This is a genomic window from Tardiphaga sp. 768_D3_N2_1, assembly GCF_052076105.1.
Taxonomy (GTDB): Bacteria; Pseudomonadota; Alphaproteobacteria; order Rhizobiales; family Xanthobacteraceae; genus Tardiphaga.
The window spans coordinates 3,171,133-3,186,987 of record NZ_CP197245.1; the positions used below are offsets into that span (position 1 = coordinate 3,171,133).

At 59.4% G+C, this 15,855-nt stretch carries 21 protein-coding genes and 2 tRNA genes; 11 read left to right on the plus strand and 12 right to left on the minus strand.

What is annotated here, in order from left to right; all coding sequences use genetic code 11:
• Positions 1-14: 14 nt before the first annotated feature.
• The gene (locus tag AB8A27_RS14930; protein ID WP_441242566.1) at positions 15-173 is read left to right on the plus strand and encodes a hypothetical protein; all 159 of its coding nucleotides are present in this window, start codon (positions 15-17) and stop codon (positions 171-173) included.
• A gap of 149 nt (positions 174-322) precedes the next feature.
• On the opposite strand, the gene AB8A27_RS14935 is transcribed toward AB8A27_RS14930, so the two are convergent.
• Positions 323-526 carry a cold-shock protein gene (locus tag AB8A27_RS14935; RefSeq protein ID WP_115029484.1) on the minus strand — a complete coding sequence of 68 codons (204 nt, stop codon included), beginning with the start codon at positions 524-526 and terminating at the stop codon, positions 323-325.
• 233 nt (positions 527-759) lie between these two features.
• Here AB8A27_RS14935 and AB8A27_RS14940 point away from each other — a divergent pair, with 233 nt between their 5' ends.
• From AB8A27_RS14940 to AB8A27_RS14950, 3 genes are all read left to right on the plus strand, one after another.
• Positions 760-891 (plus strand): hypothetical protein, encoded by a 132-nt coding sequence (locus tag AB8A27_RS14940; RefSeq protein ID WP_441242567.1) that lies wholly within the window; start codon positions 760-762, stop codon positions 889-891.
• Positions 892-1,245: 354 nt separating this feature from the next.
• Positions 1,246-1,479, plus strand: a complete 234-nt coding sequence (locus tag AB8A27_RS14945) for a hypothetical protein (protein ID WP_441242568.1) — start codon at positions 1,246-1,248, stop codon at positions 1,477-1,479.
• 400 nt (positions 1,480-1,879) lie between these two features.
• The gene (locus tag AB8A27_RS14950; RefSeq protein WP_441242569.1) at positions 1,880-2,743 is read left to right on the plus strand and encodes a glycosyltransferase family 4 protein; all 864 of its coding nucleotides are present in this window, start codon (positions 1,880-1,882) and stop codon (positions 2,741-2,743) included.
• A 287-nt stretch (positions 2,744-3,030) separates the two neighbouring features.
• Here the strand turns inward: AB8A27_RS14950 and AB8A27_RS14955 are convergent, their stop codons facing one another.
• The gene (locus tag AB8A27_RS14955; RefSeq protein WP_441242570.1) at positions 3,031-3,195 is read right to left on the minus strand and encodes a hypothetical protein; all 165 of its coding nucleotides are present in this window, start codon (positions 3,193-3,195) and stop codon (positions 3,031-3,033) included.
• 647 nt (positions 3,196-3,842) lie between these two features.
• Here AB8A27_RS14955 and AB8A27_RS14960 point away from each other — a divergent pair.
• Positions 3,843-4,217 carry a hypothetical protein gene (locus tag AB8A27_RS14960; protein WP_441242571.1) on the plus strand — a complete coding sequence of 125 codons (375 nt, stop codon included), beginning with the start codon at positions 3,843-3,845 and terminating at the stop codon, positions 4,215-4,217.
• 533 nt (positions 4,218-4,750) lie between these two features.
• On the opposite strand, the gene AB8A27_RS14965 is transcribed toward AB8A27_RS14960, so the two are convergent.
• Positions 4,751-4,836 (minus strand) — tRNA-Tyr (locus tag AB8A27_RS14965).
• Positions 4,837-5,083: 247 nt separating this feature from the next.
• Between AB8A27_RS14965 and rlmB the strand changes: the two genes are divergently transcribed.
• Positions 5,084-5,959, plus strand: coding sequence for a 23S rRNA (guanosine(2251)-2'-O)-methyltransferase RlmB (gene rlmB / locus AB8A27_RS14970; RefSeq protein WP_441242572.1), 876 nt, complete (start codon positions 5,084-5,086; stop codon positions 5,957-5,959).
• Between the two features lie 78 nt (positions 5,960-6,037).
• Here rlmB and AB8A27_RS14975 read toward each other — a convergent pair whose 3' ends face one another.
• Positions 6,038-6,688: a hypothetical protein gene (locus tag AB8A27_RS14975; RefSeq protein WP_441242573.1), complete on the minus strand. Its 651-nt coding sequence runs from the start codon at positions 6,686-6,688 to the stop codon at positions 6,038-6,040.
• A gap of 49 nt (positions 6,689-6,737) precedes the next feature.
• Positions 6,738-7,163 carry a hypothetical protein gene (locus AB8A27_RS14980; protein ID WP_092151882.1) on the minus strand — a complete coding sequence of 142 codons (426 nt, stop codon included), beginning with the start codon at positions 7,161-7,163 and terminating at the stop codon, positions 6,738-6,740.
• A 290-nt stretch (positions 7,164-7,453) separates the two neighbouring features.
• Here AB8A27_RS14980 and AB8A27_RS14985 point away from each other — a divergent pair, with 290 nt between their 5' ends.
• Entirely contained in the window at positions 7,454-7,717 is a 264-nt protein-coding gene (locus AB8A27_RS14985) for a hypothetical protein (protein WP_093762074.1), read from the plus strand.
• 483 nt (positions 7,718-8,200) lie between these two features.
• Here the strand turns inward: AB8A27_RS14985 and AB8A27_RS14990 are convergent, their stop codons facing one another.
• From AB8A27_RS14990 to AB8A27_RS15000, 3 genes are all read right to left on the minus strand, one after another.
• Complete coding sequence (locus AB8A27_RS14990) at positions 8,201-8,323, minus strand: hypothetical protein (RefSeq protein WP_441242574.1); 123 nt, start codon at positions 8,321-8,323, stop codon at positions 8,201-8,203.
• A 252-nt stretch (positions 8,324-8,575) separates the two neighbouring features.
• On the minus strand, positions 8,576-8,977 hold the full coding sequence (locus AB8A27_RS14995; RefSeq protein ID WP_441242575.1) for a hypothetical protein: 402 nt from the start codon (positions 8,975-8,977) through the stop codon (positions 8,576-8,578).
• 443 nt (positions 8,978-9,420) lie between these two features.
• Positions 9,421-9,642, minus strand: a complete 222-nt coding sequence (locus AB8A27_RS15000; protein ID WP_441242576.1) for a hypothetical protein — start codon at positions 9,640-9,642, stop codon at positions 9,421-9,423.
• Between the two features lie 151 nt (positions 9,643-9,793).
• Between AB8A27_RS15000 and AB8A27_RS15005 the strand changes: the two genes are divergently transcribed.
• Both AB8A27_RS15005 and AB8A27_RS15010 read left to right on the plus strand, forming a co-directional pair.
• The gene (locus AB8A27_RS15005; protein WP_441242577.1) at positions 9,794-9,937 is read left to right on the plus strand and encodes a hypothetical protein; all 144 of its coding nucleotides are present in this window, start codon (positions 9,794-9,796) and stop codon (positions 9,935-9,937) included.
• Between the two features lie 175 nt (positions 9,938-10,112).
• A complete protein-coding gene (locus AB8A27_RS15010) occupies positions 10,113-10,424 on the plus strand; it encodes a hypothetical protein (RefSeq protein WP_441242578.1) in 312 nt (103 codons plus the stop codon).
• Between the two features lie 61 nt (positions 10,425-10,485).
• Here AB8A27_RS15010 and AB8A27_RS15015 read toward each other — a convergent pair.
• The 4 genes from AB8A27_RS15015 to AB8A27_RS15030 form a co-directional block, all read right to left on the minus strand.
• Positions 10,486-10,560: transfer RNA gene (locus tag AB8A27_RS15015), tRNA-Thr, on the minus strand.
• 1,416 nt (positions 10,561-11,976) lie between these two features.
• On the minus strand, positions 11,977-12,696 hold the full coding sequence (locus tag AB8A27_RS15020) for an outer membrane protein (protein ID WP_441242579.1): 720 nt from the start codon (positions 12,694-12,696) through the stop codon (positions 11,977-11,979).
• Between the two features lie 326 nt (positions 12,697-13,022).
• Positions 13,023-13,457 (minus strand): hypothetical protein, encoded by a 435-nt coding sequence (locus tag AB8A27_RS15025; RefSeq protein ID WP_441242580.1) that lies wholly within the window; start codon positions 13,455-13,457, stop codon positions 13,023-13,025.
• 221 nt (positions 13,458-13,678) lie between these two features.
• Entirely contained in the window at positions 13,679-14,089 is a 411-nt protein-coding gene (locus tag AB8A27_RS15030; RefSeq protein ID WP_441242581.1) for a His-rich protein BRANT, read from the minus strand.
• 167 nt (positions 14,090-14,256) lie between these two features.
• Here AB8A27_RS15030 and AB8A27_RS15035 point away from each other — a divergent pair, with 167 nt between their 5' ends.
• Complete coding sequence (locus AB8A27_RS15035) at positions 14,257-14,829, plus strand: tetratricopeptide repeat protein (protein WP_441242582.1); 573 nt, start codon at positions 14,257-14,259, stop codon at positions 14,827-14,829.
• 192 nt (positions 14,830-15,021) lie between these two features.
• On the plus strand, positions 15,022-15,801 hold the full coding sequence (locus AB8A27_RS15040) for an NAD kinase (protein WP_441242583.1): 780 nt from the start codon (positions 15,022-15,024) through the stop codon (positions 15,799-15,801).
• The last annotated feature ends 54 nt before the right edge of the window (positions 15,802-15,855 follow it).

Here is a 15,855-nt window from a genome sequence, read left to right on the forward strand (position 1 = left end):
TGTGGAGGGCGACAATGGACAACCGGCGCAACAATGTCAGAGATCTACGGAACAAGGTGGCCAAGTATCGCGCTCTGGCGCGCGGGGTCACTGACGTAGAAACCCAACGTCAGATATTGCAGCTCACCGACGAGCTGGAACAACAAGCGCGTGACATTGAGCGAGGGAAATAACGGCGTAGCAGCGTTAGCGCGCGGATGACGTCTGCAAAGCCCCCGCTGATGCAGGGGCCTTACATTCTGTGGGAGGATTACTTATGCCCGACAAGTCGCCGCAGGGATTCATGTTCCAGCGGCGCGACGTCAGGCAAAGGAGGTCCCGATCAGCCAACCCGGAGGTTTTCCGCCGACGTCTTGCCACGGTTGGCCACCTCCTCGAAACTGACCTTGGCCCCCTCATTCAAAGTGCTCAGTCCCGCCTTCTCGACAGCCGAAATGTGAACAAAGACGTCTTTGCTGCCATCGTCCGGCTGGATAAAGCCAAAGCCCTTCGTCGCGTTGAACCATTTTACTACGCCAGTCGCCACTTCAGTTCTCCCGGTTGTCTCTGGAAACACAGCAGCGCTCTATTCCGCGACGAGTCAATCGAGCAAACCTTGTTTCTCCCAACGCGATACAGGAACCGCTATCGGAACAAACGGTCGACAGCCATCCGTCCGCACTGCCGCGGTGCGACAGCGGCTTTAGGCAACATAAACTCCGGGAAGCCCAACTGACGTGCTATTGTCATCGAAGCCCAGTGCGGGCGGAGGACGAAACCATGCCCAAAGGCGAACAACGAAACAACCGCGAAGCAAAGAAGCCCAAGAAGGACAAGGCCAAGACGATCGCAGCAGCTCCGACGACGAAGGGTCTGATGCACCCCGAAGCGGAGAAGCCCAGAAAGAAATAGTCCAACAAGGCGCCTCGCTAGCAGAGCTGCGTGAGGTCATGTCAGAGCGTCGGAAGATCATTATCTATCCGGGATCAGCTTGTGCGCCCGGTGTGACTGGCCCTCTTCTCGGCTCTTCTTGGGCTTGATGCCATCGCTATTCAGTCGCGCTAAATCACCCCCGGTCAGAACGCGCTGTAATCTGCGTGACGCCAAGCCTTAGGACTCGAAGCCTTGGGTTGAACGGAGCCAAATGTTGCGCGATCTCAACTTGAGCGGGGGTCTCGATGTCAGAGCTGGAATTTAGTGCCGTGAACGACCTTCAACACACGCACGTCAGCTCAATTTCTTCGACCACGGACAGGATATGAAGCGTTGAATTGGCAACCCATAAACACCGCACCAATGGACGGAACTCCTATATTCCTGGCTGGCGGCTACGATGACAATTCGGATCATGCCATGGAATCCGAGGCAGAGAAAATGCGAACTGCCTGCCGCGCATGGTGGAACGACGGCGACTGGATTATTACCCTGGCTGAAGCAGGATGCGTCAACGTCACCCGAATTGACCCCACGCACTGGGCGCCGATTGAAGAACCGCGCTAACCCGGCAAGATCGGATTGCCTTGGGGGCAGCACCGCGTCGCGGCACTTCTAAAAATCAGTAGAACAGAGGCTCAGAGTAAAATCCCGCTGCCAGGACCTCGAAAAGCGCCGCGTTTCCATCATGCCGAGCCTTCCATCGCGTACTACTAAACCCACTGTTGAACAGGTCACCAGTGTCGTGCACCTGTCTTCGGCCACATATCCGTGCCCGGATTGACGTCCTTGATTGTCCGCCATCCATCCTGCGAGGCTAAACACGATGCGCGTCGCAATGTTGGCACCTATATCCTGGCGAACACCTCCCCGGCACTACGGCCCGTGGGAGCTCGCGACGAGCTGACTCACGGAGGCGCTGCTTGTGCGGGGAGTTGACGTCACACTGTTTGCCACGAAGGACAGTTTGACGTCGGGACATCTCGCCGGTGTCGTCCCAGCACCGTACTCTGAAAACTCGTCGCTCGATGCCAAGGCGTGGGAACTCCTGCATGTCGCGAATGTCTTTGAGCGTGCCGGCGAATTCGACATCATCCACAATCAGGCAGATTTCGTACCGCTGGGCTTCTCTCGCCTTGTCGACACGCCAGTGGTCACAACCATTCACGGCTTTTCATCAGCCCGTATCATTCCGGTTTTCAAGGAATACGAAGATCGCGTCCATTACGTCGCAATCAGCGATGCCAATCGCCATCCCGACCTGCGCTATGCGGCAACGATCCATCACGGCATTCCGATCGACGCGTTTCCTTTCGATCCGCGTGGCAGCGATGATCTTCTATTCTTCGGTCGCATTCATCCCGATAAAGGGGCTGCGGAAGCGATAGCAACTGCCGAAGCGGTTGGCCGCCACCTCATCATGGCCGGTATCGTTCAGGATGCGGACTATCACCAACGTCATGTGGCACCAGCACTGGGGCGGTCCGCGACTTATCTCGGTCCGGTCGGAGGTCTGGAGCGGACTCGTGTTCTGGGGTCCGCGCGGGCATTGCTTCACTTGATCAATTTCGACGAACCATTCGGGTTATCAGTTGTCGAGGCGCTTGCCTGCGGAACACCCGTGATCGCGTGCAACCGCGGATCGATGCCCGAATTGATCACAGATGGCGTAACAGGTTTCCTGGTCAATAGTGCCATCGAAGCCGCCCAAGCAGTTGAGCGCATTGACGAACTGGATAGACGCGCCTGCCGGGCGGCTGTTTCCGAGCAGTTTACCGTCGATAGAATGGCAGATCGCTACTTGGCTCTGTACCGATCTATCCTGGGGTAACCGACAGCAAACAGGCCAACCGGCCGCTGATCGAGAAACTGACGCACGAAGATGCCGCGGGCGTACCCAAGGAGGTCTGGAATGCCCGGGCCCGTCATGGCGGCGGCACCGAAGCGCGGGCCTCAGGCGCCTCGATTGAGGACACCACGGATCACATGCAGAAGTCCGACATGGAAGGCACCAGGCGCGATTACATCGCCGGGAATGTCGAAACTACGCGGCGCGTGGCGCGGAGTCGGGTGGCGGTGAGGAAGAAGACGGATGGAACGGCGTGACGCAGCCCCCCTTCAATGCGCCCCGACAACCTCCACAAGCGCGCTGGGCAGCACCTGCGGCGCGGCCTTGGCCCAGCGGATCGCTTCGGTTGGATTGCCCGTCATCAAATCAAAGTGCCACACCTGCGGTTCTTTACCTGGCACTGGGGTCGTCACGCGAATCTTAGTCGTCTTCATCTCTGTTCCCGAATCTTGTGGACAGAGAGAGTTTACACTTGCAACGGCCCCGCGCCAAAGAAGTGTTTGGTGCTGGCCTGTTTCCGGCCTCAGCGCCTAGTTTGAAAACGACAGCACCCTGATTTTCCTTGTGCTCGCTACCGAACACTTCTGAAGCGTGGCAGTTAGTTAGCATCGCCGCCTTGCCATGGCCTCTATCGGTGATGAGATCGTTCGCGGTCCCGCCTGTACGGGAAAACCGCGCGATGTGCGAAAAGTGTGACGATCTCGACGCCAAGATACTCCATTATAAAGGACTTGCTGCGGACACCGTGGACCGTCTGACTCGCCTGACAATTGAGTTCCTTATCGAGGACCTCTTGAGGGACAAGGCAGAGATGCACCCGTCGGTACCACCAAAAGAATGAGGCGCCTGGGCGGCCTCTTTCGTCTTGAGGAAGCGTTTCATCGCATTTGATAGCATTTATCAGCGCGTCTGCATCCTCCTGCGTGGTTAGGTCGAATGCTCCATCGATCCTTCCGGGGCCAAACGCGATACTGAATGGCTCGTTAGGTGGCGAAATTGGCGCTGCACGCTGGAATACGTCTGCCAATGGCCCGCTACCAGCGCGCCTCACAATCAGCACGTTTGAATGATGTAATAGAGAATGCAAAATTTGAAGCAACGCTCGATCGGCGGAAGGCGGCTTGGTGCTGGCCGCACGTCCATCGGAAACGACCCTGTCCGCACCTTTCGTCTATCGAACAAGATCATTCAAAATGTCGATGCTTGGGCCACGTCCAAAAGAACATCTCGTTCTGATGCGATCCGCCAATTGATCGAGTTGGGGCTGACATTGACAGCTTCGCGAAACAACAGTTCCAGCCAGCGGGATCGGGCCAGCCAGATGGCGGGAACCCAACTGGATAGTCAGGCCGACCTGACGGCCAGCGCGGGTGATCAAGCGAGCAGAAAGGAACGACTACTCAAAGGACCGGAAGAATTTCGCACGGCACGCCGAGATCGGAAGTCAGCCTCCTGAGCGCTCTTTCCGTCAGGAAGGGTACTGGCCTGTTCCCAATGGTAGAAACGGTCTTGAGGTAGTCGCACGATCGGCATCCCTCTCTTCGCGAAGGCCGCCTCCGTGGGCGGCTTCTTTCGTAATTCGGCGAACCTGACCAACCTGCGAAAGGTGCGAGCAGTTGCCCCCGCACCGTTCGCTACGCGGCACGTCTCCGAACCGCCCCAAGGTCTCGGGAAGGCACTTAACTTGGCAAGAGGCTGCCCAGTGTCTCGGCCGAGCAGCCTCTCTATCGGATACCGGGTCCCCAAGGACGCCCAGTGCCACCGCATGGCCGCAAGCTGTGCCCGGACAGTTGACAGAAGGTTAACGATTTTATTCAAATTCGCGGGCCACATCGCCGAAGCGCGGGCGCGTCACTGACTTGGGGCTGCAACACCTTGCAGCGCCCCAGGCAACAGAACAAACACCGAAAACGGAATTGCTTACAGGATTGCTTACGAATTGCTTACAAGCTCGCCCCCCTCAGGGGAAATTCGCGAGCGAAATGAAGATGGTGGGGGAAGAAGGACTCGAACCTTCGAAGTCATAAGACGGCTGATTTACAGTCAGCTCCCTTTGCCACTCGGGACACTCCCCCGCCTGACGCCATCGGACCCAAGCCCCAATCGGAGCTAAGCCCAACACGGCAGTCCCACCAAATCAGTGGCTGGACGGCCATGGATGACGTTAAAACGCGCGCCCGTAAACGGGCTCCCGGTTGGCGCGTTTATGACGGAAGCGATGGGGCAAAGTCAACCGACCCGGGCAGGATTATCCGCCCTTCCGGAACCTCTTTCCGGAGCCCCAAATTGCCATTATTCGGCCCCCGTGAGACAAGCCGTGCCATGAGTGATCGAGAGCGAAAACAGCGATTCCAGCGCGGCCCCGACAAGGGGCGCGATGGCCATGGCGGCCCAGGCCGGGACAAAACCCGGGATAAATCCCGCGATCAGGCCCGGGATCATGGACGGCGCCCGCCCCGCCGGGGCCGGGAATCGGGCGGCGACGGCCCGGCCATCCTCTATGGCTGGCATACCGTCACCATGGCGCTGGCCAATCCGCAGCGGGTCATTCGCAAGCTGATTCTGACCGAAAACGCCGCCCGGCGCCTCGCCGAGGAGAAGATCGATACCCGCGTGGCGCCGATCCTGGTCCGTCCGGACGAGATCGACCGCCGGCTGGGGCCCGACGCCGTGCATCAGGGCCTCCTGGCCGAGGTCGAGCCGCTGGAATCGCCGGATCTGGACACCCTGCCCCAGAACGGCATTGTGCTCGTGCTCGACCAGATCACCGATCCGCATAATGTCGGCGCCATCCTGCGCTCGGCCGCAGCCTTTGCCGTCAAGGCGATCATCACCACGGCGCGGCACAGCCCGGAAGCCACGGGCGTCCTCGCGAAATCCGCCTCGGGCGCGCTGGAACTGGTGCCGATGATCACGGTGCCAAATCTGGCGCGGGCGCTGAACGAATTGAACGATCTCGGTTTCATGACCGTCGGTCTTGACAGCGAGGGCAGCGAAAACATCAGCGCGATCCCGCTGCAACAGCCGCTGGCGCTGGTGCTCGGCGCCGAAGGCAGCGGCTTGCGACGGCTGACGCGGGAGACCTGCAGCGTGGTCGCGCGGCTCGACATGCCCGGCGAGATCAAGAGCCTCAACGTGTCCAATGCCGCCGTGCTTGCGCTCTATGTCGGCGCCAGCAAGCTCGGCCTGATGGGCTAGATCCGCAGGCCAACACGACAGGCAATAAAAAAGCCCGCGTGCATCGCTGCACGCGGGCGTTTTTACGATCGGATCGGATCAATGCATGTAGCGCTGCGGGCGCTGCTGCTGGTGATAGCCACGCGGGGCTGCAGCGCGCGGCGCATATGTCATCTTCGGCGCGCCGTAACGATGCGCCTGATGATAACCGGTGTGCGACACGTAGCTGCGCTGTGCGTAACCGTAACCAACCCGCGGCCGCATGCCGTAGCCGTAACGATAGCTCGGACGCGCACGATAGTAGCTGCGCGACGGATAGCTGGTGATCGCCGGCCCGCGATAGGCCGGACCGTAGGAGTAGTTCACCGGATTGGCGTAGGGGCCGCCGTCGTAGCCGCGACGATAGCCGTAACCGTAGCCATAACCATTACCGTAGCCGCGCCAGCCGATCGCGGTCTCCTGATAGGTCGGCACCGGCGCGAACATGCCCGGGCCGCTGAAGGTCGGGCCCTGGTTGGCGTAATAATACTGACGGGTCACCGGGGTCGGATCGGGCAGCCGCTCATAGGCGGCAACACCGGCATAGCCGTAACCCACGCCATAGCCGCAGGGGCTGACATAGGCCTGACCGCAGGGCGAGCAGCCGCTCGCGGCGAACAGGCCGCCGCCGCAGGCCATGGCAGGCGCAGCGCCGGCAGTGGCGGTGACAACGGCAAATGCCGCAACCCATTTTGAAATCACGTTACGCATGAATACTCTCTCCTGTCGGTGTCTTTTTTCGTTGTTGGTGATTGATCGGTCAGCGCCGGAATTCCGGCGGTGCGACGATGACCTCAGGCGGATTGAACGGCACTTCGTTCTCCCGCCCCATCGGCGCGGATTTCGCCGACCAGCTCTCGTGGTAGCTCTCGGCCGGCTGCGGCAATTTGCGATTGGCCGGCGGCTGGATCTCCAGACGCCCGTAGCCGGGCTGCCGACCGAGGCTTGGATAGTAATGGCCGACATTCGGGACCGGATCGATATAGCGTCCGCCATAGACTGTCGGCTGAATATGGATGCCGCGCTGCAAGCCCCAATCGCCTTCGATCACGCGATAGGACGCATCGACGCCGTTGATGATGATCGGCACGCCGGGACGACCGGGCACGACGATGTTGAAACCATCGGCGGCTGCAGCCGGAAGCGTGGTGGCAATCACGAAAAGCAGTGCTGAAAGGGTGCGCATGGCCATGTCCTGCATCTCGGCGGTACGATATTCGAACGCCTCGCAGGATGGGTTAAGGACGCGGTCTAAACTGCCGGTAAGCCTAACGCGTAAGCATCAGGCGCACTTCAAATGCGCCGGACTGCAGCGTGGTTTCGTTAACGCAACGGGCCCGCATTGCGACGTGATCCCGGTCGAAAGACGTCAAGCATGCGCCGCGCGCATCTTGCGCATCGCTGTCGCAACGTGATCTGATCCCGTCAGCCACTGTCTATCCCTGACGTTTCAATCGTCATGTCCGGAGAGTCCCGATGAAGTTTCTCAGTGCAGCCATCATCCTGTCGACGCTGGTCGCGACCCCTGCTTTCGCGCGCCACTGGAAACATCATCACAGCGCCGAGACCTTCGTCTTTGCCGCACCGGGCCAACCCTACCGGATCCAGTTCGGGCACAATTACGGACCCGGCCTGCAGCCCGGCACCTTCGCCTATTACGACGGCCCCCTCGCCGCCCGCTGCAAGCAATCGGCCGCAGCCTATCGCGGCCAGGATGGCCGGGCCTATCCCTGCTTCTAACCGGGGTTCCGTGGGCTGATTGGTAAATGGTGCCGGTTGAGAAGTGGTGCCGTTTGGCCCAATGAGCAGGCCGGTTCGTGACTGCCAATCAAGAAACGCCGCCATCAAGATTGCCGACGACTGCGGCATGCTGGGAGCTACCTAGCCCCGCACCAGCACAGACTTCAACGAGCTAGCACCGCCTTAAGTTCTTTCAGGCAGTGGCCGCAAAGCATGAAATTTTCCGGTCTTTCGGACCGCGCGAAAGCCAGGGCATCAATGCCATCTTCAAAACTTCGCCTCTCCGCGCTCTTGGATTGGGCGATCGGTTCAGCGCCAAGGTCAGCACAGCTCGGATAGATGAACAGTAACAACCTTGTTCACACGGTTAGATACTGCGATGTACTTCATGTGAGCCTCCATTGCTGAGGCTTCTCATTTCCAGCACTTCCCGCCTGCCGTCTATGTTCAAAATGTAGTTCAGTGACAGCGTGCCGCAGTTTGTTAAATGCGCCGCTTGCTCACCGCAGCCACGATAATAACGATGAGGATAGCAGCTGCAATTGCCCACAGCCCCTCCGCGCTGATACTCGCTCCCAAAAAACTCACCGACAACTTATCCGACATGGCACACCTTCTCCGTGGCGAGAAACGACATCTCGCAAATGATTGACAGGGTGCCTGGGGAGAGCGAGAACTTCGCTGTTCGGGCGGGGAATTCAAATCTCTCCACCAGGCAAGTTGGGCGGTGCTTCCAAGGGCACCGTCCGACATTTTTTACAGTGCCCGGTGGTGGTCGGACACGTCGATTCCCGGATTATACCCGGGAAAATGATTTACCTATCTGTGGACAACAAACCGCCACGAACTTCTGCCCGCTCAAAAACAATGACTTAGACTGTGAATGAGTGTGGACAACTTGAAATTCGAAAAATTCGGCCTGTGTATAACGGGCACAGGATCTTTACGACGTGAATGGTTACGACTGAAACCGCTCATAACGTAGCTCTCCTGTGGCACGACAAGACGCGCGGCGATCTGCAATGATGTTTTGATAGTTCGGGCGAAAGACAAACTACAAATCGCCGCTGTCTTCAGAAATACAGCACGGCCTTGTTCTCGCAATGGAATCATTTTTCCACCGCCCAGTAAAAACCTCACTTCGATACCCGGCATCAAGTCGCCGTTTTTTCTAGCAGCGCGGTAAGGTGTTGAAACAACGCGCTGATTTTCAAAGTGACAGCCCCGATCCAGGCATCGTAAAACGAAAAAGAAATTCATAATTCATTTACAAATGAAGACCCTGAAATCACTCAACAAATGCCCGCACCTTCGCTATGCCGATAAGTGATTAGATCCGCGCGTTTTTTTCTGTGCGTTGAGTCAGGGTAACCCTAGACAACGGATTCGCGGTGGCGGCGTGACGCTGTTGCTTTTTCAAACTCGCCTAGGAGTGGGCAGATTCGAAAAAAGACTCGGAAAAGCAGCGGCTCCCGCGTTGCAGATGCCGCATATCCTACGCGCTATTCGAAGGCGGCCAGAAGCTCAGCCAGGATTTTCCGAACGAGGAAGACGTCTGGCAACATGCCGACAGAGCCGGACTCGTTGACGTTGTGGACGGTAAGACGATGCTGGAGGACGGCAACACCATTCAGCCGTGCAGCACCAAAGAGGACATGGGCAAGCCGATCGCGGTACCGCCGGCAGTGACCTAGGAACGACTCTCACGGGTTTTGGTTGGAAGACTGAGCGTCCTGAGCGCAGGATGGACGTTCCGAAAGTCCTGCCACCTCTCCAAGGGTGGTGGGGCTTTTGCTGTCATAGCCATTGGTATGCAGTAGCCGCACAAACTCATCCATGGACGCGTTCAGTCGCCTGGCGCGCTCTTCAGATTCGGGCGTTGAGGTGTTGCCGAAAAGCCGGGTGATGGATTCGCGAAAAGTCATGCGATCCCCCTTACTCATTGAGAATGCGCTTAGGTCGCGCAAACGGCAAATTGGTTCAATTCGCCGCGGGGCTTATTTAACAGCCTAACACACACTCCGCTTGACGGCGAATCTCGTGAAGGATTCTCTATCCCCGTTCAGGGAGGCGGAGATGGAAGACCACTTCACTCACCAGTACTTCAGCCGGCAGTGCTTTGAGCGACATCACGAACGCGAGGTTTTGGAGCGCGCCCTCTGCGCAGGCGCCCTACTCTTCGGCCTGACCGCCTCGGTCGCAGCCTGTCTGTTTATTTGACGCCCGTTCGCCTTCGGCAGACCTCCCCACGGCCACCCGCCCAAAGGCGTCAGCAGGCCGCTTGGAGACACATTGGCGCTGACACGACGACGGAGCCCAGATTCTACCCTGTCACGTTAGGCTTAACCCGCTGAAAACCTTGAAATACCGGACGCGGGCGCCAATGATCACCCCCATGAGTTGGGTAGAAGAGCGCGACCAATTGATCGCGGAGACATTGGCGTTTGTAAAAGAGGTGTCCGGCGACCAGCCTGAGCTGGCCGCGAAGCTGACCGTTGCGGTCAACGCCGAGATCAAAGCCGCTGAAAATCCGAAGCAGATCGTGCCGGAACCTGCCCAGCCGATGAAACTGGCTGATCTCCGCGAAGACATCCGGAATCGCGTGGCATCGTTCAAGGCCCGGCAGCAGGCAATGCAGGACCAGCGGGAGGCCGATTATCAGGAGGTCATCGCAAAGGTCCGGGCGACCCTGGAACAACGTTCATAGGTCTGGCCCACCGATGGCGAGCCGGTGCGATAAGACCGTTTTGGCCAATTTATTGAAATGGTGGTGCCGGTTGAGAGGATTGAACTCCCGACCTTCGGTTTACAAAACCGCTGCTCTACCGCTGAGCTAAACCGGCAACAGGATCAATGGGTTAATTGATGACCCAAGATCGAAACGGGACGTCCGGATCAGTCGCCTGCCCGCGTCGCGCAGTCAGATATCAGAGTTGCCCGGCGACGGCTACTCCCGCGCGCGCCAAACCGGCGCACGCGCTCACAGCCACGCGTAAAGCAGCAGCAGATTGACCGCACAGGCGGCCATCAGGGCGACCGTAAGCGCCACCTGCACCCCGTCGCTGCGGATATTGTCGATCATTTTCATCGCCCGATGACCATCAGGCGATTCTGGCAAGGGAGTCTCGAACCTTATTTTTCCCGGGATTCAGGACTCGTTTACTTTCGATTCCTGGGTCCGGGGGGTGGTTGCAAACTGCCTGAAAGCACTGAACCACACTCGTCGTTCCGGGGCGTTCGCCCCGCGCTCGTTATTCCGGGGCGTGCGTCGCCGGCGAAGCCGGCAGAGCACGAACCCGGAATCCCGGAATGTTGTGCGCTGACCGGAGACTCCCATGCTGAGATTCCGGGTTCGCGTCCGGCAAGTGCCGGCCGCGCCCCGGAATGACAGTTTGGGCTGGACATTAAACATTTTTTCCTATCTCCTGTTGACAATATTCCATTAAGGACTATTATCCCCTCCGTCCTGCCCCACCGAGAGGGGCGATCGCGATCGTCACGTTCGCGGGGCAGGGTGCGGTGGACGCCGGAGATGCGGCGTTACGCGGTTCACGGGTGACGTCTGCCCTTGGCCAGGACGGATCTGCGCCAGCACTGCCACTGGCAAGGAGACGGCCGGCCTTGGGATGGAGAGATCCCTGGACAGTGTGACGGACGACCAAGTCAAAACGTGTCCGGCCCAAGTGCTTGAGGCTCCCTTCCCATCGCCTTGGGACTTTAATTCGGTGATCGGATCGTTCGCTGAGGCAAAGTGCAAGCAAGTCGAAAAAACACCGCAGGCGGAACGTCGGGCAATTGCTCGTGTTTCCGAAAGTCCTGATGCACTCCAGATTGCGGAAGACCGCATTCGCATCAGGCCCAAGGGTGCAACGGGCACCCGGCGTTCCGCACGCCCTCTCACAAGGGGGCGGGAATGCAACAGACGACGGCGCCCCCGCGCCGCTAACAACAGGGGTGATGTCGCATGTCTGAAGCGCAGTGGCTGTTTGACAGTTGAATCCGTGAATGACGTGACGCGCGCACGCTCCACCAAACGCCGTCATGCCCGGCGAATGCCGGGTATCCACGCCTTGGCCACACACGAAGGAAGACGTGGATGGCCGGAACAAGTCCGGCCATGACGACCGAGAGCGTTACGCAAGATCGCAGGATCGGTGGAGCGCAGGCGCATCGCGCCTGCATCCTCACACATCGGCAAACAAAAAAGACCGGCGTAATGCCGGCCTTTCCGTCGAAGATTGAATCGGTTTCGTACTTGCTCAGTACTTGGCGACCACCGGGCCACCCCAACCGAAACGATAGTTCAGACCGGCCTTGATGGTGTGCTCGTCATTGTTGAAGCGCGCCGAGCCGCCGGGAATGGCCGTCGAGGTGATCGTGGTGTTGCCGAAGTTGTAGTACTGATATTCGACCTTGCCCGACCAGTTCGGCGTGAACATGTATTCGAGACCGCCACCGACCGTGTAGCCGTCCTTCTTGTTGCCATCGATGACAGCAACCGCAGGAGCCAGAGCGGCAATGGTCAGGTTGTTGTTATCCTTCCAGGCGTAACCGCCCTTGGCGTAGAGCAGTGCCGGACCCCAAGTGTAACCGAGACGACCGGTGACCGAGCCGAGCTGATCGTTGCCGCCGCCCGTGATGGTCGTGCCATTCGGGAAGACGAGGCTGGTATTGCTGTTCGTCAGCCAGCTGTACTGGGCTTCAACACCGATCACCCAGTTGGTGGCGAATTGATAGTCGAAGCCGCCCTGCACACCGCCCATGAAACGGCCGCTATCGCCGACGAGGCTGTTGCTGTCACCGAAGGCGCCGCCGAGATGGCCGCCGATATAGAAACCGGTCCAGTTGTAGACCAAAGCCGGCGCCGTATAGGCCGGGGCCTTGGTATAGGGCCGCGCCGGAAGATCGGCAGCGAAGGCTGAAGACGAGATCGCGGCCACGGCAACGATGGCCGACGCGCTGAGCAAAAGCTTCTTCATTGTTGTTCCCCTGTGTTGCGTACTGACCATCGAAAAACAACGTGGCAGCAGTTTGGTTGCTTCACGGCAGGCCCTGCCATGACGATGTTTGCCGACTGCGACAAAGCAGCAACACTTTTTGACTTATTCATTTTCAGGCGGAGCAGAAGCGCTTTTGGTTCAATGCTCACACGAACTTGATCGGTTCTTTCAGTGTCTGGATACCCGCGTCAGGCTGCGGCAATCCTGTGGCGACGTTGCGGTCAGTTGAAGGCGGCCACGCCAGCATTGATCGTGCGTGCAGCGAGCACCGCGCAGAAGATCCGACGAGGCCGGATCACCAACGCCTAACGCGTCATCTTTTCCATCTCGGGGAACGGCGCATAGGTGGCGCCGGCACAGGCCTCACTGACATTCTCGACAATGCGATCGAGGCGCTTGTCGACATAGGATACTGCCCGCTCCTGCGGCGCGGTGTATCGGCCGTCGAAATCCTTCGCCGTGTAGCGCACGCAGCTGACATAGCGCAGCCGGCCGCCGACGGTGCGTTGCACCGGCTCGGCCATCATGGCGTCGCGGACGCCGACGGGATTGTTCAGATAGGTCTTGAAGAACGCCAGCAGATCGGTGCGATAATTGGTCGGGAATGGCTGGGCGGCAACGCCCTGATCGTCCGTGAAGCTGATACCGCCGCCGGCGCCGCCTCCTCCGCATGCTGCAAGCCACAGCGGCAACAGCACCGCTGCTACCCGCCTCAAAGATATCCCCAAATGTCGTCTCATCCGTCGTGCGTCTCGCTTGCGCAGGCTTATCCCCGTCATGCCTCTCCTAGACGGTTCGCTCCCGAATTGGAATTCGCATCTCGGTGACGGCCCCGCGCAAACGAACCGGCCTGCTGCACCTCAGGGATGTTATGCATCCCAGGGGATTAGGTGCAGCAGACCGGCCCTTGAAACTCCGCGATCACAGCTGGGCAATATGAGGCCGCGACCGCGGAGCCCCCTCAGCCGCGCTTGTGAGCGACTGTGGTCTGGATGGCGGTGTGCTTGTGAACCTGGTGAGTGCTCATCTTCTTGTGGACGCGATGATGAGGACGGGCATGGCGGTGATGATGGCGGTCCATTTTCGCATTTGCGTTCAGCACGCCGGGCTTGGCCTGCACCTTGTTATCGGCCGACGTCACCGGCTTGGTGATCGGTGCTGGCGTGGTCTTGGCGATACCCGCGGCCATCGCGGGCGCGACAATCATGGAAGCCACAATCAACGCGGCGGAAATTTTCTTCAACATGGTCGTCTCCTGTCGGTGTCGATCACGAAGTTGACCGGTCGGTTGGCCGGGCTTGTCGATCAATGCAGTCAGACTAGCGACGCTGTGCTGAACCCACTCTGAGGGAGCCGGACAGGCTTCGTTCATCTCGGTGACATCCTCGTCATAATCGGCTGGGTCAGGCGTCCTGCCCCAAGTCTGATGCTCCGAACCTGCTCCCCATGTCGGCAAAAGCGGGAATGAACACCCAAGCCCGGTGTTCACAACCTGAGACTTCCGTGTCAGATTATTGCTGTTGCAAACAGGAGCGCTGCATGACCCACTTCGCGATCAGGCTGACGACGCTGGCAATGTTTTCCGTGGCCGTTGCCGCCACGCCCTCGTTGAGCCCGGTATTCTTTACCCCGGCCTATGCCGCAGGCGGCGATACGCCTTCCGCACCGCCGGCGTCCGACACCAAGGGCACCAAGGACAAGAAGAAGAAAACCGAGACCAGGCCGAACACCGAGAATGCCGCGTTCCTCGCCAACTATCGCGCGGCCTATGCCACGGTCTATGACAAGCAGGACTACACGGCCGCGATCGTGCAGCTCAAGGCGCTCGGCCAGGACGACCGCGCCGATGTCGCCAACCTGATCGGCTACTCCTATCGCAAGCTCGGCGACTACAAGGTCTCGCAGATCTGGTATGAGCGCGCGCTGAAGGCCGACCCCGCCCATGTCCGCACCTGGCAGTATTACGGATTGTGGCAGGTCGAACAGGGCAACCGCGATCAGGCGCAGTATCATCTCAACAAGATCGCGATGCTGAGCGGCAAAGATTCAGCCGAATACAAATCGCTGGCGGCGGCCCTCGAAAAGGCGCCGGGCACCGGTCTCACCTACTGATCCCGTTCGCGGATCAGTCAGCCGGCGCAATCCTTCGGATTGTGCCGGCTTCTGCATGACGCGGTAACCATCCAGTCTCCCTGCCCTCGACATATCGGCGAAAACTGCCCTTAGTGTTGCCTCGACAACCCTAGGGAAGGCCGATACAGACCTCGCCCGACATGCATCGAGCTGAAGGCCCGCGATTCCCCGATGACCACGTCCAAGCGCTATGACCGGATCGCCTTCGTGGCCAGCACCAGTGCGGAAGCGCAAACAGCGCTCGACCAGCTGACGCAGCTCTATGGCAATGCCGATCCGGCCACTGCCGATATCATCGTAGCCCTCGGCGGCGACGGATTGATGCTGAAGACGCTGCATGACTTCATGCGCACGGGCAAACCGATCTACGGCATGCATCGCGGCACCGTCGGTTTTCTGATGAACGAGTTCTCGACGCATGATCTGCATACGCGCCTCGCCGCGGCTCGCGAGACGTTGATCAATCCCCTGCTGATGCGCGCCACGGACGTCCATGGCGGCGTGCACATCCATCATGCCATCAACGAGGTCTCGCTGTTTCGCCAGACGCATCAACTGGCGCGCCTCCGCATCCTCATCGATGAACGCGAACGGATGGCCGAACTTGCTGCCGATGGCATCCTCGTGGCTACGCCCGCCGGCTCCACGGCCTATAACCTGTCGGCGCAGGGTCCTATCCTGCCGATCAATGCCGCGTTGCTGGCGCTGACGCCGATCAGCGCGTTCCGCCCGCGGCGCTGGCGCGGCGCGCTACTTCCCAATACGGCGATCGTCGCGATCGAGGTGCTGGAAGGCGAAAAGCGCCCGGTGGCCGCCGTCGCCGACAACGAGGAAGCCCGTGACGTCCGGCGGGTCGAAATCATCTCCGACAGGTCGATTTCGATGCGCATGATGTTCGACCCCGGCCACAGCCTGGAAGAGCGCATCCTCAGCGAGCAGTTCAGCTATTGAGGCGGCCGCCCGCCTCAACCATTCGTTAAGACGCGGCGCGGTATGGTTAACATC

Bases quoted from the DNA above. Each gene is read 5' to 3' on its own strand.
- AB8A27_RS15025 (WP_441242580.1), bottom strand. From the start codon at position 13,457: ATGAGACGACATTTGGGGATATCTTTGAGGCGGGTAGCAGCGGTGCTG.
- AB8A27_RS15035 (WP_441242582.1), top strand. From the start codon at position 14,257: ATGACCCACTTCGCGATCAGGCTGACGACGCTGGCAATGTTTTCCGTG.
- AB8A27_RS14960 (WP_441242571.1), top strand. From the start codon at position 3,843: ATGCAAAATTTGAAGCAACGCTCGATCGGCGGAAGGCGGCTTGGTGCT.
- AB8A27_RS14985 (WP_093762074.1), top strand. From the start codon at position 7,454: ATGAAGTTTCTCAGTGCAGCCATCATCCTGTCGACGCTGGTCGCGACC.
- AB8A27_RS14990 (WP_441242574.1), bottom strand. From the start codon at position 8,323: ATGTCGGATAAGTTGTCGGTGAGTTTTTTGGGAGCGAGTATCAGCGCG.
- AB8A27_RS14975 (WP_441242573.1), bottom strand. From the start codon at position 6,688: ATGCGTAACGTGATTTCAAAATGGGTTGCGGCATTTGCCGTTGTCACC.
- AB8A27_RS14955 (WP_441242570.1), bottom strand. From the start codon at position 3,195: ATGAAGACGACTAAGATTCGCGTGACGACCCCAGTGCCAGGTAAAGAA.
- AB8A27_RS14995 (WP_441242575.1), bottom strand. From the start codon at position 8,977: ATGAATTTCTTTTTCGTTTTACGATGCCTGGATCGGGGCTGTCACTTT.
- AB8A27_RS15005 (WP_441242577.1), top strand. From the start codon at position 9,794: ATGGAAGACCACTTCACTCACCAGTACTTCAGCCGGCAGTGCTTTGAG.
- rlmB (WP_441242572.1), top strand. From the start codon at position 5,084: ATGAGTGATCGAGAGCGAAAACAGCGATTCCAGCGCGGCCCCGACAAG.
- AB8A27_RS15020 (WP_441242579.1), bottom strand. From the start codon at position 12,696: ATGAAGAAGCTTTTGCTCAGCGCGTCGGCCATCGTTGCCGTGGCCGCG.
- AB8A27_RS15030 (WP_441242581.1), bottom strand. From the start codon at position 14,089: ATGAACGAAGCCTGTCCGGCTCCCTCAGAGTGGGTTCAGCACAGCGTC.
- AB8A27_RS14980 (WP_092151882.1), bottom strand. From the start codon at position 7,163: ATGCGCACCCTTTCAGCACTGCTTTTCGTGATTGCCACCACGCTTCCG.
- AB8A27_RS15040 (WP_441242583.1), top strand. From the start codon at position 15,022: ATGACCACGTCCAAGCGCTATGACCGGATCGCCTTCGTGGCCAGCACC.
- AB8A27_RS15010 (WP_441242578.1), top strand. From the start codon at position 10,113: ATGAGTTGGGTAGAAGAGCGCGACCAATTGATCGCGGAGACATTGGCG.
- AB8A27_RS14930 (WP_441242566.1), top strand. From the start codon at position 15: ATGGACAACCGGCGCAACAATGTCAGAGATCTACGGAACAAGGTGGCC.
- AB8A27_RS15000 (WP_441242576.1), bottom strand. From the start codon at position 9,642: ATGACTTTTCGCGAATCCATCACCCGGCTTTTCGGCAACACCTCAACG.
- AB8A27_RS14940 (WP_441242567.1), top strand. From the start codon at position 760: ATGCCCAAAGGCGAACAACGAAACAACCGCGAAGCAAAGAAGCCCAAG.